Annotated in this window: 12 protein-coding genes; 6 read left to right on the top strand and 6 right to left on the bottom strand. The window is 64.1% G+C overall.

The annotated features are described in order from the left end of the window. The first annotated feature begins 33 nt into the window (after positions 1-33). Together NKI05_RS21020 and NKI05_RS21015 are read left to right on the top strand one after the other, a co-directional pair. Positions 34-384: a MarR family winged helix-turn-helix transcriptional regulator gene (locus tag NKI05_RS21020; protein ID WP_023669596.1), complete on the top strand. Its 351-nt coding sequence runs from the start codon at positions 34-36 to the stop codon at positions 382-384. Between the two features lie 29 nt (positions 385-413). After that, on the top strand, positions 414-1,274 hold the full coding sequence (locus NKI05_RS21015; RefSeq protein ID WP_023816185.1) for a C40 family peptidase: 861 nt from the start codon (positions 414-416) through the stop codon (positions 1,272-1,274). A 141-nt stretch (positions 1,275-1,415) separates the two neighbouring features. Here NKI05_RS21015 and NKI05_RS21010 read toward each other — a convergent pair whose 3' ends face one another. Beyond that, complete coding sequence (locus tag NKI05_RS21010) at positions 1,416-1,610, bottom strand: hypothetical protein (protein ID WP_245260071.1); 195 nt, start codon at positions 1,608-1,610, stop codon at positions 1,416-1,418. Here NKI05_RS21010 and NKI05_RS21005 point away from each other — a divergent pair. Together NKI05_RS21005 and pdeM are read left to right on the top strand one after the other, a co-directional pair. After that, positions 1,518-4,022 carry a ligase-associated DNA damage response DEXH box helicase gene (locus NKI05_RS21005; protein WP_245261941.1) on the top strand — a complete coding sequence of 835 codons (2,505 nt, stop codon included), beginning with the start codon at positions 1,518-1,520 and terminating at the stop codon, positions 4,020-4,022. The two genes, NKI05_RS21010 and NKI05_RS21005, sit on opposite strands and share 93 nt — an antisense overlap. Further along, positions 4,019-4,735, top strand: a complete 717-nt coding sequence (pdeM, locus tag NKI05_RS21000) for a ligase-associated DNA damage response endonuclease PdeM (protein ID WP_023816187.1) — start codon at positions 4,019-4,021, stop codon at positions 4,733-4,735. The genes NKI05_RS21005 and pdeM overlap by 4 nt, the downstream gene beginning before the upstream one ends. A gap of 4 nt (positions 4,736-4,739) precedes the next feature. Here pdeM and NKI05_RS20995 read toward each other — a convergent pair whose 3' ends face one another. Continuing rightward, on the bottom strand, positions 4,740-5,711 hold the full coding sequence (locus NKI05_RS20995) for a quinone oxidoreductase family protein (RefSeq protein WP_023726842.1): 972 nt from the start codon (positions 5,709-5,711) through the stop codon (positions 4,740-4,742). A gap of 94 nt (positions 5,712-5,805) precedes the next feature. Between NKI05_RS20995 and NKI05_RS20990 the strand changes: the two genes are divergently transcribed. Continuing rightward, positions 5,806-6,684 (top strand): LysR substrate-binding domain-containing protein, encoded by an 879-nt coding sequence (locus NKI05_RS20990; protein WP_023816188.1) that lies wholly within the window; start codon positions 5,806-5,808, stop codon positions 6,682-6,684. 12 nt (positions 6,685-6,696) lie between these two features. On the opposite strand, the gene NKI05_RS20985 is transcribed toward NKI05_RS20990, so the two are convergent. Genes NKI05_RS20985 through NKI05_RS20975 form a run of 3 tightly spaced genes read right to left on the bottom strand, consistent with a single transcriptional unit; the run spans position 6,697 to position 11,294 of the window. Beyond that, positions 6,697-7,635 carry a dimethyl sulfoxide reductase anchor subunit family protein gene (locus tag NKI05_RS20985; RefSeq protein ID WP_023816189.1) on the bottom strand — a complete coding sequence of 313 codons (939 nt, stop codon included), beginning with the start codon at positions 7,633-7,635 and terminating at the stop codon, positions 6,697-6,699. Between the two features lie 3 nt (positions 7,636-7,638). Next, a complete protein-coding gene (locus tag NKI05_RS20980) occupies positions 7,639-8,367 on the bottom strand; it encodes a 4Fe-4S dicluster domain-containing protein (RefSeq protein WP_023681970.1) in 729 nt (242 codons plus the stop codon). Then, on the bottom strand, positions 8,364-11,294 hold the full coding sequence (locus NKI05_RS20975) for a molybdopterin oxidoreductase family protein (protein ID WP_023816190.1): 2,931 nt from the start codon (positions 11,292-11,294) through the stop codon (positions 8,364-8,366). The genes NKI05_RS20980 and NKI05_RS20975 overlap by 4 nt, the downstream gene beginning before the upstream one ends. Before the next feature lie 279 nt (positions 11,295-11,573). On the opposite strand from NKI05_RS20975, the gene NKI05_RS20970 reads away from it, so the two are divergent. Then, positions 11,574-12,473: a LysR substrate-binding domain-containing protein gene (locus NKI05_RS20970; protein ID WP_023699495.1), complete on the top strand. Its 900-nt coding sequence runs from the start codon at positions 11,574-11,576 to the stop codon at positions 12,471-12,473. 4 nt (positions 12,474-12,477) lie between these two features. Here the strand turns inward: NKI05_RS20970 and NKI05_RS20965 are convergent, their stop codons facing one another. After that, a complete protein-coding gene (locus NKI05_RS20965) occupies positions 12,478-13,734 on the bottom strand; it encodes an Hsp70 family protein (RefSeq protein WP_023816191.1) in 1,257 nt (418 codons plus the stop codon). Positions 13,735-13,833: the final 99 nt, after the last annotated feature.

The raw sequence follows: 13,833 nt of genomic DNA, 5'->3' as shown, positions 1-13,833 counted from the left end.
GGAACCGAAACAATTTGCCGTCATGCTCGCGCGATGTCGATTTCGATGCGTCCGAGCCAGGCGATGCGACTATGGCAGCAGGTGATGCTGTCGCAGGTGCGCGCCGGCGCGCCAGATCTCACCATGCGCCAGACGGCGATCCTGTTCACCATCTATCTCGACCCGCCGCCGCACACGGTGCGCGGCCTGGCAGCCCGCCTCAATGTCACCAAGCCGGTCATCACCCGCGCCCTCGACACTATGGGTGCGCTGAAACTGGTGTCACGCCATCGCGACGAGCTCGACAAGCGCAATGTGCTGATCCGGCGCACGGTCGAAGGCGCGCTCTTTGTCGAGCGCTTCGGGGATGGTATCGTTGCCAGGGCTCATGAACTGCCCATCTGATCAATCCATGAATTAGAACGAGTACCGATTTGACTGCCAGGGATGCCCGCCTCCACGCCTTCCGTTCCGACCTCGCCGATGCAAGGCTGAAAGGGAAGGTTTCGGCCGATCGCTTCGTCACCGGCCGTCCGGCTCGGATCACAGCCTCCGTGGCTGACGTGCGCAAGGCACCGCGCCCGGATGCCGGCGTCAACACGCAGGTACTGTTCGGCGACGATGTGCTTGTCTTCGAGGAAGCCGAGGGATGGGCCTGGGTCCAGGCCGAACGCGACGGCTATGTCGGCTACGTCGGCGCCACCATGCTGGGCGCACGCGAGCATGCGCCAACCCACATCGTCACGGCGCCGCGCACCTTCCTCTATCCTGGCCCGGATCTGCGCTTCCCGATCAGCGGCCAATTGTCGATGGGCTCGACGGTGACGGTAACCGGTGCCGCCGAAACGCGCGGCACGCACTATGCGCTGTTGCCCTCCGGCGAGGCGCTGAGCGCCGGCCATATTTGCCCGGTCAGTGACATCGCCGCCGACTATGTCTCGGTCTCCGAGATGTTTCTCGGCACGCCCTATCTCTGGGGCGGCACCTCCGGCTTCGGCATCGACTGTTCGGGCCTCGTGCAACTGGCCATGCGCATGGCCGGCCGCAATGTGCTGCGTGATTCCGACATGCAAGCGGCAGGCCTCGGCGAGCCGCTCGATCCGGGATTCGATTATGCCGGACTGAAACGCGGCGACCTGGTGTTCTGGAAGGGCCATGTCGCGATCATGACCGACGCCGAGACCATGATCCACGCCAACGGCCACACCATGCTGGTCTCGCGCGAAGGGCTGAAGGAGGCGATCGGCCGGATTGGGTATCTCTATGGCGGGCCGACGGGCTTTCGGCGGCCGTAGCGCCTCGTCCTTCGCTCCCGTTCACGGGGAGAAGGTGCCCGAACGGCGGATGAGGGGCGGCGCCAGCGATTGAAAGCTCGCGCTGCCCCTCACGTGCCTGCCGGCATCCTCTCCCGTACGGGGTGAGGATAACTCACCCGATCACCTTTTGTTCCGATTTTCCTTGGCGATCGCGCGCCGTCGCGCTACCTCTTTCGCGTGACCGAGCAGCCGCGCCTTGCCAAACAAAATGCCGCCGTCCTTCTGCCCGAGCCATTCATCAGATGGTTTGGCGAAAAAGGCTGGTCGCCGCGCGCTCACCAGATCGAGCTGCTGGCGAAGGCTCAAGCCGGGCAATCGGTGCTCTTGATCGCACCGACCGGCGCCGGCAAGACACTGGCCGGCTTCTTGCCATCGTTGACCGAACTGGCCAACCGCCCCAGACGCAAAGCCGGTATGGCGCGGCGCGGCATCCATACGCTCTACATTTCGCCGCTGAAGGCGCTGGCCGTCGACATCGAGCGCAATCTCGGCAAGCCGGTCGCGGAGATCGGCCTGCCCGTCACCATCGAGACGCGCACCGGCGACACGCCTTCCCACAAGCGGCAGCGCCAGAAGCTGGCGCCGCCCGATATCCTGCTCACCACGCCCGAGCAATTGGCGCTGCTGATTGCGGCCGGCGATGCCGGGCGCTTCTTCGAGGATCTGCGCTATGTCGTGCTCGACGAGTTGCATTCGCTGGTGACATCGAAACGCGGCCATCTGCTGGCGCTCGGGCTGGCGCGGCTGCGCAGCATCGTGCCCGGCCTGCAGACGATCGGTCTGTCGGCAACGGTGGCCGACCCCGACGAGTTGCGGCGCTGGCTGGTGAGCCAGAATCCGCCCAAAGGCCTGGCAAGTCCCGATATGTCTGAACTCATCGTCGTAACCGGCGGCGCGAAGCCCGAAATCTCGATCCTCGATTCGGAAGAGCGCGTGCCATGGGCCGGCCATTCGGCGCGCTATGCGACGCCGGAAATCTATCGCGAGATCAAGCGCCACAAGACCACCCTGCTGTTCGTCAACACCCGCAGCCAGGCCGAGCTGCTGTTTCAGGAATTGTGGCGGGTCAACGAGGATACCTTGCCGATCGCGCTGCATCACGGCTCGCTCGATGTCGCCCAGCGCCGACGCGTCGAGAAGGCGATGGGGGAAAACGCGCTCCGTGCCATCGTCGCCACCTCGACGCTCGACCTTGGCATCGATTGGGGCGATGTCGATCTGGTCGTCCATGTCGGCGCGCCCAAGGGCGCCAGCCGGCTGGCGCAGCGCATCGGCCGCGCCAATCACCGCATGGACGAGCCGTCGAAGGCGATCCTGATCCCGGCCAATCGTTTCGAAGTGCTGGAGTGCCGGGCAGCGCTGGACGCCAACTATCTGGGCGCCCAGGATACGCCGCCGCTGGTCAATGGCGGGCTCGATGTGCTGGCCCAGCATGTGCTGGGCTGCGCCTGCGGAGCGCCGTTTCGCGCCGACGATCTCTACGAGGAAGTGCTGACAGCAGCGCCCTATGCCAGCCTCGACCGGCCGGCATTCGACCGCGTCATCGATTTCGTCGCCACCGGCGGCTATGCACTGAAGAACTACGAGCGCTACGCCCGAATCCGCCTCAACAAGGACGGCATGTGGCGGGTCTCCAATCCGCGTGTTGCCCAGCAATACCGGCTGAATGTCGGCACGATCATCGAGGTGCCGGCGCTCAATGTGCGTTACGTCAAGGCCGGCAGCAAACGCTCGGCTTCGCACGGCGGCCGGGTTCTGGGCAAGATCGAGGAGGCCTTCCTTGAAACGCTGACGCATGGCGACACCTTCATGTTTGCCGGCAAAGTCCTGCGCTTCGAAGGCATCCGCGAGAACGAATGCTTCGTCTCGAATGCGCCGGGAAGCGACGCCAAGGTGCCTTATTATGGCGGCGGCAAATTTCCGCTTTCGACCTACCTCGCCGAGCAGGTGCGCGCCATGCTGGACGACCCGCAGCGCTGGAAGAAGCTGCCCGAGCAGGTGTCGGATTGGCTGCGTTACCAGGCCGAGAAATCGGTATTGCCCAAACGCGACGACCTCTTGATCGAGACCTTTCCGCGCGGCAACCGTCACTATCTCGTCGCTTATCCTTTCGAGGGCAGGCTGGCGCACCAGACGCTGGGCATGCTGCTCACCCGCCGCCTGGACAGGGCCGGTGCCAGGCCGCTTGGCTTCGTCGCCACCGACTACGCATTGGCCATCTGGTCGCTGGGCGATATGGGCGCGATGTTCAAATCGCGGAAACCTTCGCTTGGCGCTCTGTTCGACCAGGACATGCTGGGCGACGACCTCGAGGCTTGGCTGGCCGACAGCTGGCTGCTCAAGCGCACCTTCCGCAACTGCGCGCTGATTTCAGGCCTGATCGAGAAACGTCACCCCGGCCAGGAGAAAAGCGGCCGCCAGGTCACCGTCTCGACCGATCTGATCTATGACGTGCTGCGCAGCCATGAGCCCGACCACATCCTGCTGCAGGCGACGCGCGCCGACGCGGCGACCGGTCTGCTCGATGTCAGCAGACTTGCCGACATGCTCTCGCGTATCCAGGGTCGAATCGTGCATAAGGCACTCGAACAGATATCGCCGCTGGCCGTGCCGATCATGCTCGAAATCGGCAAGATGCCGGTGAACGGCGAGGCCGACGAAACGCTGCTGATGGATGCCGCGACTTTGGTCGAGGAAGCCATGGGTCCTGGGATGGTTGAGGAATGAATTTTTCGCTGGCGCGGGCATCGCTGATCGCCGAGGCCGACTTTGTCGGCATCGCGGGCGAGCGCGCGATCTGTGATTCGCGCGGCGTGCTCTATTTCCCCGATCTGAGGCTGCTCGCGGTCTCCGACCTGCATCTGGAAAAGGGCTCGTCCTTCGCCAGGCGCGGCGCACTGATCCCGCCCTACGATACCGGCGCCACTCTGCTCCGGCTGCAGGCGGTAATCGCGGACTATCAGCCGGCCATCGTCATCAGCCTGGGCGACTCCTTCCACGACGGCGGCGGCGCCGAGCGCATGCATCAAACCTTCCGCGATCGGCTGGAAGCATTGATGGCCGGCCGCGACTGGTTCTGGGTCGCCGGCAACCATGACCCGGAAGCGCCGGCGGATTTGCCCGGCGAGACGGTGCGCGAACTCGCCATCGGCTCGCTGCTGTTCCGCCACGAGCCGTCGAAGATAAGAACCGAGGGCGAAGTTGCCGGCCATCTTCACCCTTGCGCCCGCATCGTCCAGCAGGGCCGCTCGGTGCGGCGGCGCTGCTTTGCCGGCGATGGCGGCCGCATGATCATGCCGGCCTTCGGCGCTTATACCGGCTCGCTCAACGTGCTCGACCACGCCTATGCCGGCCTGTTCCGCCGCGAGACGTTGATGGCCTATATGATGGGCGCCGCGCGCATCTTCGCCATTTCCGGTTCGATGCTGCGGCCGGGCTAAGTTTCTACGGTATAAGCACGGTTGCGCCTGTCGTCTGCCGTGCCTCGAGCCGGCGATGCGCCTCCGCCACTTCGGCAAGCGGCATGCTTGTGTGCACCGGGATTTTCACTGCGCCGCTGAGGACGACGCTGAACAGATCCTCGCTCATGGCGACAACGTCCTCACGTCTGGCGAGATGATGGAACAGCAACTGCCAGGTGGCGAACAGCGAACCCTTTTGCATCAAAAGCATGATGTCGAATGGCGGGATCGACCCCGACGCCGTGCCGTAGCTGACGAAGGTGCCGAACGGCCGCAGGCAGTCGAGCGAGGCGGGGAAGGTCGCATTGCCGACGCCGTCATAGACGACGTGGCAGCCTTCGCCGTTGGTGACCTCTTTCACCCGTGCGGCGAAATTCTCTTTGCTGTAGTCGATGACATGGTCGCAGCCATTGGCGCGCGCAAGTTCGGCCTTTTCGGGTGAACCGACCGTGCCGATGACGGTCGCGCCGAGATGTTTGGCCCATTGCGTCAGGATGAGGCCGACGCCGCCCGCCGCGGCATGCACCAGGATGGTATGGCCCGCCTCGACGCGAAACGTGCGGCGCAGCAGATATTGCGCCGTCAGCCCTTTCAGCATCATCGCCGCACCTGTCTCGAAATCGATGGCGTCGGGCAGATGCACGACGAAATGCGCTGGCACGATGCGTTCTTCGGCATAGGCGCCGAGGGTCTCGACATAGGCGACTCGGTCGCTAGGCGCGAAGCCGCTGACGCCTTCACCGACGGCGACGATTTCGCCGGCGCCTTCATTGCCGGGAATGAATGGCAGAGCGGGCGGCGCGTATTCGCCGGTGCGAAAATAGATGTCGACGAAGTTGAGACCGACCGCCCGGTTGCGCACGCGCACCTCGCCCGGTCCGGGCTGGCCGATGTCGACATCTTCGTAGGCGAGCACATCTGGCCCGCCATGGCGGTGAACACGGATCGCTTTCATGGTTTTCTCCCCTGCGCTGTTCTCTTGAGTGTGAGATAGCGCGTGGCGAGATATCATCGTAGACTGATACCTATGACATCAGAGTTCAAACAAAATGATATCTGAGCAGATCGGCCTCGACCTTCTCCGCACCTATGTCGCGGTCTGCCGGCAAGGTAGCCTGAGCAGGGTCGCCGCGCAGACCGGCAAGACCCAATCGGCGATGAGCATGCAGATGCGCCGGCTGGAGGGCCTGCTCCAACGGCACTTGTTCCAGCGCACCGGCCGCGGCGTTGTGCCGACTGCGGAAGGCGAGCTCTTTCTGGGATACGCGACCCGCATCCTCGCTCTCAGCGATGAAGCAGTGGCGCGTCTGCAGCAGGCTAGCATTGGCGGCGGCGTGCGTATTGGTCTTGCCGAAGAGGTCACCACGGCCGCGCTTTCGGCCGCGCTTGGGCGGCTGCATCGCACCTATCCCGACATCAGCCTCGACGCGATGGTCGAGCACAGCGTCGCGCTGGGACGGCTGTGGAGCGAGGATGCGCTGGATGTCATGATTGCCCCGACATCCGTCGTCGCGGCCGATGCCGTGACGACATGGAACGTCGAACTGCAGTGGGTCTGCGCCCAGGATTATGTGCTGGACCATGACCGGCCACTCGATCTCGCCGCCTTCGGCGCAACCTGCCCTTGGCGCAGGCGGATGATCGAGGCGCTGGTCGCCGCCGGCCGGGAGCACCGGATCGCCTTGTCATGCCAGAGCGTCACCGGCCTTCAGGCTGCGATCGAGAACGGACTGGGCGTTGGACTGCTTCCGCCCGAATCCGTGCGCACCGCTTCGATGCGGGTGCTGAAGACGTCAGCCGGCCTGCCCGAGCCGCTCACGGTCCAATACGGCCTTTACGCGCACGACCGCAGGACAGCTGTAATCGATGCCGCGATCGAAATCCTGCTTAAGGATTTGCCGGCGGCGCCACGAGCACGGGCCGCCTGACGGCGGGACGCTCTACCGGCCGTAATAGAGGGTGACGGTGTGCTTGGCCTCGGCGAAGAACAGCCAGCGCTCGACCAGCATGCCGGCGAACTGGACGATTGCCGCAAGCACCGACAGCACCGCTGCGAATGGCCAGGGCAAAGCGAATAAGACAGAAAGCAGCAGCAGGGCAGGCAAGGCGAAAGCCAGCAACTGCGTGATCAGCCGCAGCTTTGCGCCATGCTTGCGCGCGATCCGAAAGCCCATTTCCTTGAGCAGGTAGTTTTCCTCGGTGTGCGGCCATTCCAGCGAGCGCACCGTCCCTCCGGCGAGGCCTGTCGCCGTGTTGGCGGTGGTCGCGATCTCCAGCGCGTCATTGTATCGCCACGTCGCCAGCTTCCAGCCCCAGCCGAGCAAGGTCAGCAGCAGGGCGGCTACCGCAACGGCGGTCGGGCTGATGGCGAAAGCCTGCAGCAGCGCGTTCAACAGCACGCTGCCGGTCATCGCCGAAAAGATGAGATAGCCCGGCAGCGTATACGGGCTATGCCACTGCGCGATCGGCTTCAGCGAGGCATAGATCATGCCGGTGGTGCAGACGGTGACGATTGCGCCGATAGTTGCGAGAAACCCGGCGATGGCCATCCAGCCTCCGGTGCGGCCAAAAAACACCCAGCCGATGCCGAACAGCCCGGCGGGAATGAAGGTTGCGACCGACGATACACCCTCGCGTGACAGCCAGGAGCTACGCCATTGCGAAAAGGCGCGCCAGGCGCGTTCGGGCCGGCCGAGATGGCCGGTCGACGACAAAAGGCCGGCGGCAATCAGGCCAAGCGCCAGCCCCATGCCGATAAGGCCGAGCCAGAAATGGGCCGGGATAAAACCCAGTCCGCCAAGCACGCCGAGCAGCGCCAGCAGCCCGTAGCCCGCTCCTGTAGCAGTGGTGAAGAAAACGACGGAAAAGGCTGGATGCATTGGTCAGTTCGAAAGCATGCGGTCGATCCAGCCAAGAAAACCGCCTTCGACCGTGACTGGCTCGAGCCTTGGCGCCGGCACCGATGCGGCGCGCTGGGCGCGCGGCGGCAGATATTTGTTGGTCGGCTTGTAACCCATCTCCGGCATCAGGTCGACGCCGCCACGCTCCGCCACCAGTTGCGATACCGCCGAGGTGGGATCGCCGAGGTCGCCGAAATGCCGGGCGCTGGTCGGGCAGGCGGCAACGCAGGCCGGCACGCGGTCTTCCTCGGCCAGATTGTCGTTGTAGATACGGTCGACGCACAGCGTGCATTTCTTCATCACGCCGACGTCGGTATCGAATTCGCGCGCGCCATAGGGGCAGGCCCAACTGCACAGTTTGCAGCCGATGCATTTGCTTTCGTCGATCAGCACGATGCCGTCCGACGCCCGCTTGTAGGACGCGCCGGTCGGGCAGACAGTGACGCAGGCAGGCGTCTCGCAATGCAGGCAGGAGCGCGGAAAGTTGACCGTGCGCCCGCCCGCCTCGGTCGTGTGCTCGTAGCTGTGCACGCGGTTGAACCAGACGCCGTCGACACGGCCGCCATAGGGGTCGATGTCGGTCAGTGGCGCCATGTGGCCGCCGGTGTTCCACTCCTTGCAGGCGGTGACGCAGGCCTGGCAGCCGACGCAGGTGTCGAGGTCGATGACTAGGCCAAGCTTCTTGTCTGTATGGGCGGGAAGGCAGGTCATTCCACGGCTTCCCTATGGACGCGGAACTCGGCGCCGAAGCGAAGGATGTCGGGCGAAGGCTCGACATTTGGCGGCTGGCTGAAACGCTCGAATTGCGGTTCGGTGAAGCCGGCTTCCTCATCAGAGCATTTGACAATGCGTACCCTGAGGTCGAACCACGCCGCCTGGCCGGTCACCGGATCGGAATTCGAATAGCGTTTGCCTTTCGCGTCAGCCGATGTCTGGTCGCCGATAATGTGGTTGAGCAGGAAGCCGCGGTTGGTCTCGGCAGCGTTGTCCTTCAGACCCCAGGCGCCGCGCCTTTTGCCGATGGCGTTCCAGGTCCAGACCGTATCCGCATTGACGCCGTCGACCAGCTTGATCTGCCCCTTAACCCTACCGTTGATGCTTTCGATCCACACCCAGTCGTCGTCGACAAGACTGAGATCTGCCGCGGTCTTGTGGTGCACGAACAGGCGGTTCTGACTGGTGATTTGCCGCAGCCACGCATTCTGCGAGCCCCAGGAATGATACATGTGCATAGGCCGCTGCGTCAGCGCATGCAGCGGGTATTTATGCGGATCGACGGCGGCCTCTTCGAACGGGGTAAACCAGAACGGCAGCGGATCCATATAGGTCTCGATGCGCCGGCGTTCGCTCTCGGGCGGCTGGACGCGACCATGACCGCGCGCGGCGAGGCGAAAGCGCTGCATCGGTTCGCAATAGAGCTGGAACACGATCGGCTCGGCCTTGGGGATGAACCCCATCTGCTCTGCGAAGTCGAGATAGGAGCGGTTGGCCATCTTGTAATAGCGCTGGTCCTCAGCAAAATCCTGGTGCCAGAAGCCGCCATTGCCGATGTAGCGCTGCAACTGGTCGGGATTGACTTCGCCCTTGCCGACGGAAGTGCCGTCCTTGCCGCGCCAGCCTGCCAGCGGGCCGATGCCCGGCGTGCGTTCGTGATTGACGATGTAGTCGGCATAGTCGGCATATCTGGCCGAGCCATCGTCCTCGACGAAGCCGGGCAGGCCAAGCCGGGCGCCGAGTTCGATCAATACTGACTGGAACGGCCTGACGTCGCGGTCGGGTTCGACGACGGGATGGCGGATGGCATCGCCCGGCCCGTCGGCATGGCTGATCGGCCGGTCGAGCAGGCTGATGCAGTCGTGACGTTCGAGATAGGTGGTGTCGGGCAGCACCAGGTCGGCGAACGGCACCGTCTCGGAATAATAGGCGTCGGAATAGATGATGAAGGGGATCTTGTAGTTGCCCGCTTCGTCATGGTCGGTGAGCATGGCAATGGTCTCGACGGTGTTCATCGAGGAATTCCACGCCATGTTCGACATGTACATCATCAGCGTGTCGATCGGGTATGGGTCGCCGGCCCACGCATTGCGGATGACCGTATGCATCAGCCCATGCGCGGCGAGCGGCGCATCCCAGGAATAAGCCTTGTCGATGCGCAAAGGCGTGCCGGCCTCGTCGACCAGGAGATCGTCCGGCCCGCAGACGAAGCCGAGCGGCATGCCGTCGAGCGGCGTCATCGGCCTGACCACCTTGCCGGCCGGCTTCGGTCCCGGCGGCGCCGAGCGCGGGTAGGGCGGCCTGAAACGGAAGCCGCCGGGCACGTCCACCGTGCCGAGCAGCACCTGCAGCAGGTGGATGGCGCGGCAGGAGTGAAAGCCGTTGGAGTGGGCCGAGATGCCACGCATGGCATGCATCGACACCGGCCGTCCCTTGATCGTCTCGTGCCGCCGTCCGGCCCAGTCGGTCCACGCAACCGGCAGTTCGATCGTCTGTTCGAAGGCGACGTGGGCGAGTTCGGCGGCGATCCGGCGGATGGTGTCGGCCGGAATGCCGCATCGTGCCGCGACCGCATCGGGTGCGTAGCTGTCGTCCATGTAGCGGTCGGCGATAAGCCGGAACACCGGCACGCAGCGGCGGCCGGCGAACGTGAAGCTGCCGGTCAGCGCCGGCTTCGCATCCGCATCGGCTGCGTTGACGGTTGTCTTCGCCACTCTGTCCCACGCGAGAAGATTGTTGTCGCTGTCGCGCAGGAACAGCCCGTCATCGACCGCGCCCGGCTCCTGGATGACCAGCACATGGGCGTTGGTGTAGCGGAGCAGATAATCGAGATCGATGCGGCCTGCCTTCAGCAGTTCATGGATTAGGGCGAAGACGAAGAGGCCGTCGGTGCCGGGCCGGATCCCGATCCAGTCGTCGGCAATGGCGTTGTAGCCGGTGCGGCAGGGGTTGATCGACACCACCTTGGCGCCGCGCGCCTTGAGTTTACCCAAGCCGATCTTGATCGGGTTGGAATCATGGTCCTCGGCGACGCCGAACAGCATGAAGTATTTCGTATTGTCCCAGTCCGGCTCGCCGAACTCCCAGAACGAGCCGCCGATCGTGTAGAGCCCGCCGGCCGCCATGTTGACCGAGCAGAAGCCGCCATGGGCGGCGAAGTTCGGCGTGCCGAACTGGCTCGCCCACCAGCCGGTCAGCGACTGCGACTGGTCGCGCCCGGTGAAGAAGGCGAGCTTTTTCGGATCGGTTCGGCGGATATTCGATAGCCGCCCGGTCGCAATCGAAAACGCTTCCTCCCACTCGATCTCGCGGAATTCGCCCGAGCCGCGCAGGCCGCTGCGCAACAGCGGCTTCTTCAGCCGCGCCGGGCTGTAGTGCTGCATGATGCCGGAGCTGCCCTTGCCGCAGATCACGCCGCGGTTTACCGGATGGTCCTTGTTGCCGTTGATGTAGCGCACCTTGCCGTCCTTGATGTGGACGTCGATGCCGCACCGGCAGGCGCACATATAACAGGTGGTCTTGGCGATGCTGTCGGAGATAGCGGGCGAGGTGTCGACGCCGTCGCCTTCATCAGGCGCGCGTGTATCGCCAAGCGGCCGTTGCGACGGTGCGGAATTGGCTCCGCGCGGCGCAGCTGGGTTCATGATGCCGGCGTGCTTTTGCTACCTGCGAATTTGGCCCGCGTCTTCGGTCCGGGGCCACGCATATAGTGTTCTTCAGGATGATATCGATCGCCGGCCAGCCGCCGCCTGAGGCCACGGGTCCAATGCGCAAAAAGGGATCTGAACCGCCCGATCATTTTGTTGGCCGCGATTTGTTGGCGAATTTTTTCTAACTTCGACTGAAAAAGTAGAATAAAGCTATTCGATCCGTCTAATCAGTTGTTCTTGTAAATTCGATCGGAATTGGTTCTTAATGCACGCATGACGCTGGACCAGTTGCGCATTTTCGTTGCCGTTGCCGAACGCGGCCATATGACCAAGGCGGCGGAGCTTTTGGGCATCTCCCAGTCGGCGGCGTCGGCGGCCATCCGCGCTTTGGAAGAGCAGCATGGCGTTCATCTGTTCAACCGTGTCGGCCGCAACATCGAGCTGGCTCAGACCGGCCACCGTTTCCTGCCCGAGGCCAAGGCGGTGCTGGAACGCGCCGCCGCCGCCCGAAATGTGCTGGAGCATGTCTCGCAGACGGTCGCCGGCAGCCTGTCGATCGCCGCCAGCCTGACCATCGCCAGCTACTGGCTGCCGCGCAGGCTGGCCTCTTTCCACGAGGCCTACCCCGCGGTGCGCTTAAGCGTCAGCATCGGCAACACCAGGCAGGTCGAGGCCAATGTGCTCGACGGCACCGCCGATCTCGGTCTGGTCGAGGGGCGCACCGAGTCAGACATCCTCCGCCGCACCAAGGTCGACGTCGACAGGTTGATGCTGGTCGTCGCCGCCTCGCATCCGGAAATCGCCGAGATCGCGCCGGGCCGCCCGGATATCAGAGGGCTGCGCTGGATCATCCGTGAGGGTGGTTCGGGCACGCGCGAGGTGCTGGAGGACCTGGCCCGCCGCGAGGGGATATCGCTTGGCGACCTGCAGATATTTCTGGTGCTGCCGAGCAACGAGGCGGTTCGCCAGGCGGTCGAGGCCGGTGCCGGCGCCACCATCATCTCGGACCTCGTCGTCGGACGCGCCGTCGCCGAGGGCAGTCTCCGGTCGGTGCCGCTCGAACTGCCGAAGCGCGACTTCGCCATGATCACCCATCGCGACCGCCAGGCAAGCCTGGCCCAGATGGCGCTCAAGGCGCATCTCGGCGCTGAAGCCGTCAGCAATCCGGCGTAAGCGATCAGGCGAACTTCCGCTGCGCATCCAGCGCCAGGCCAAGGCCGACCGAGCCGAACATGTCGCCCTCGATAACGGCGGCTTGCGGCACCAGCGACAGGATTTCACGCCGTGCCAGCGGGATCGCGGTCGAACCGCCGGTGAGGAATACGGCGGTGATCGCAGACGCCGTTATGCCGGCATCGGCAATCGTCTGCCGCACCGTAGCGGACACCCGCTTGATCTCGGCTGCAATCGTTTCCTCCAGGCCAGTGCGCGTGATCTCGGCGGCGAAATGTGCGCCGGGCAGCGCCACCGTCACATCAGCCGAAGCCTGATCTGTCAGCGCGATCTTGGCTCGTTCGACCAGGCCGGCCAGCGCATGGCCGTAACGGTGCTCGACAATATGGATGAAGCGGTCGACAAGGTCGGCGCGGACGGCCTCGAAGCGGATCTGCCTCAGATGCGTCATCGCCTTGGCGGTGTAAACGAGGTTGATGCGTTGCCACGTCGCGAGATCAATGAAATAGCTCGCCGGCAGGTTGCGCTTGCCGTCTTTTGTTGACGTCAGATAGCCGAGCTTGGGCATGACATGGGCAATGCTGAGCAGCCGGTCGAAATCGGTGCCGCCGATATGGATGCCGCGGTTGGCCAGGATATCGTCCTTGCGGTCGCGTGAGCGGGCGCGTTGCGGCGAAACGCGCACGATCGAGAAGTCGGACGTGCCGCCGCCCATGTCGACGATCAACGCCAGTTCCTCGCGCTTCACGTCCTGCTCATAGTCGAGCGCTGCCGCGATCGGTTCGAACTGGAAGGCGATGTGCTTGAAGCCTTGCGCGCGCGCCGCCTTTTCAAGCTCGCTTTGCGCCTTGGCATCGGCTTCCACATCGTCGTCGACAAATTGCACCGGCCGGCCGAGCACAACGTTCTCCACCGGAGCGCCGGCATCTTCCTCAAGCCGCTTCTTCAAATGGCCGACGAACATGCCGACAATGTCGATGAAACCGATCTGCCGGGCCTTGATCCGCGTCTTCTCATGCGCCAGCGAACTGCCGAGCACGCTCTTCAGCGACCGCATCAGCCGGCCTTCGATGGCATCGGTGTAGTCGGCAATGGCGCGGCGGCCGAAATAGGTGTGACCGTCCTCGAAGTTGAAGAAAACCGCGCTTGGCAATGTCGGCTGTTCACCTTCCAGCGCCACCAGCCGTGCCTGGCCGTTGCGGATCACTCCCACCGTAGAATTGGACGTGCCGAAATCGATGCCGCCAAATGCCTGGTGCATTGCAGCCTCCTGTCATTGGGTCGTCGCTGTGGCAGGCGTCGCAAGACGCGCGCCGTCCAGAGGCCGGACCGTTCTGCCGATGATTGTGCGTGTAACCCG

This window comes from Mesorhizobium sp. M0771 (assembly GCF_040320155.1).
Lineage (GTDB): Bacteria > Pseudomonadota > Alphaproteobacteria > Rhizobiales > Rhizobiaceae > Mesorhizobium.
This window is presented reverse-complemented; position numbering and strand designations above follow the sequence as displayed.

What these genes read in the sequence shown, in the direction of transcription:
- pdeM (WP_023816187.1), top strand. Translation starts at nt 4,019, where the DNA reads ATGAATTTTTCGCTGGCGCGGGCATCGCTGATCGCCGAGGCCGACTTT.
- NKI05_RS20975 (WP_023816190.1), bottom strand. Translation starts at nt 11,294, where the DNA reads ATGAACCCAGCTGCGCCGCGCGGAGCCAATTCCGCACCGTCGCAACGG.
- NKI05_RS20985 (WP_023816189.1), bottom strand. Translation starts at nt 7,635, where the DNA reads ATGCATCCAGCCTTTTCCGTCGTTTTCTTCACCACTGCTACAGGAGCG.
- NKI05_RS20980 (WP_023681970.1), bottom strand. Translation starts at nt 8,367, where the DNA reads ATGACCTGCCTTCCCGCCCATACAGACAAGAAGCTTGGCCTAGTCATC.
- NKI05_RS21020 (WP_023669596.1), top strand. Translation starts at nt 34, where the DNA reads ATGTCGATTTCGATGCGTCCGAGCCAGGCGATGCGACTATGGCAGCAG.
- NKI05_RS20965 (WP_023816191.1), bottom strand. Translation starts at nt 13,734, where the DNA reads ATGCACCAGGCATTTGGCGGCATCGATTTCGGCACGTCCAATTCTACG.
- NKI05_RS20990 (WP_023816188.1), top strand. Translation starts at nt 5,806, where the DNA reads ATGATATCTGAGCAGATCGGCCTCGACCTTCTCCGCACCTATGTCGCG.
- NKI05_RS20970 (WP_023699495.1), top strand. Translation starts at nt 11,574, where the DNA reads ATGACGCTGGACCAGTTGCGCATTTTCGTTGCCGTTGCCGAACGCGGC.
- NKI05_RS20995 (WP_023726842.1), bottom strand. Translation starts at nt 5,711, where the DNA reads ATGAAAGCGATCCGTGTTCACCGCCATGGCGGGCCAGATGTGCTCGCC.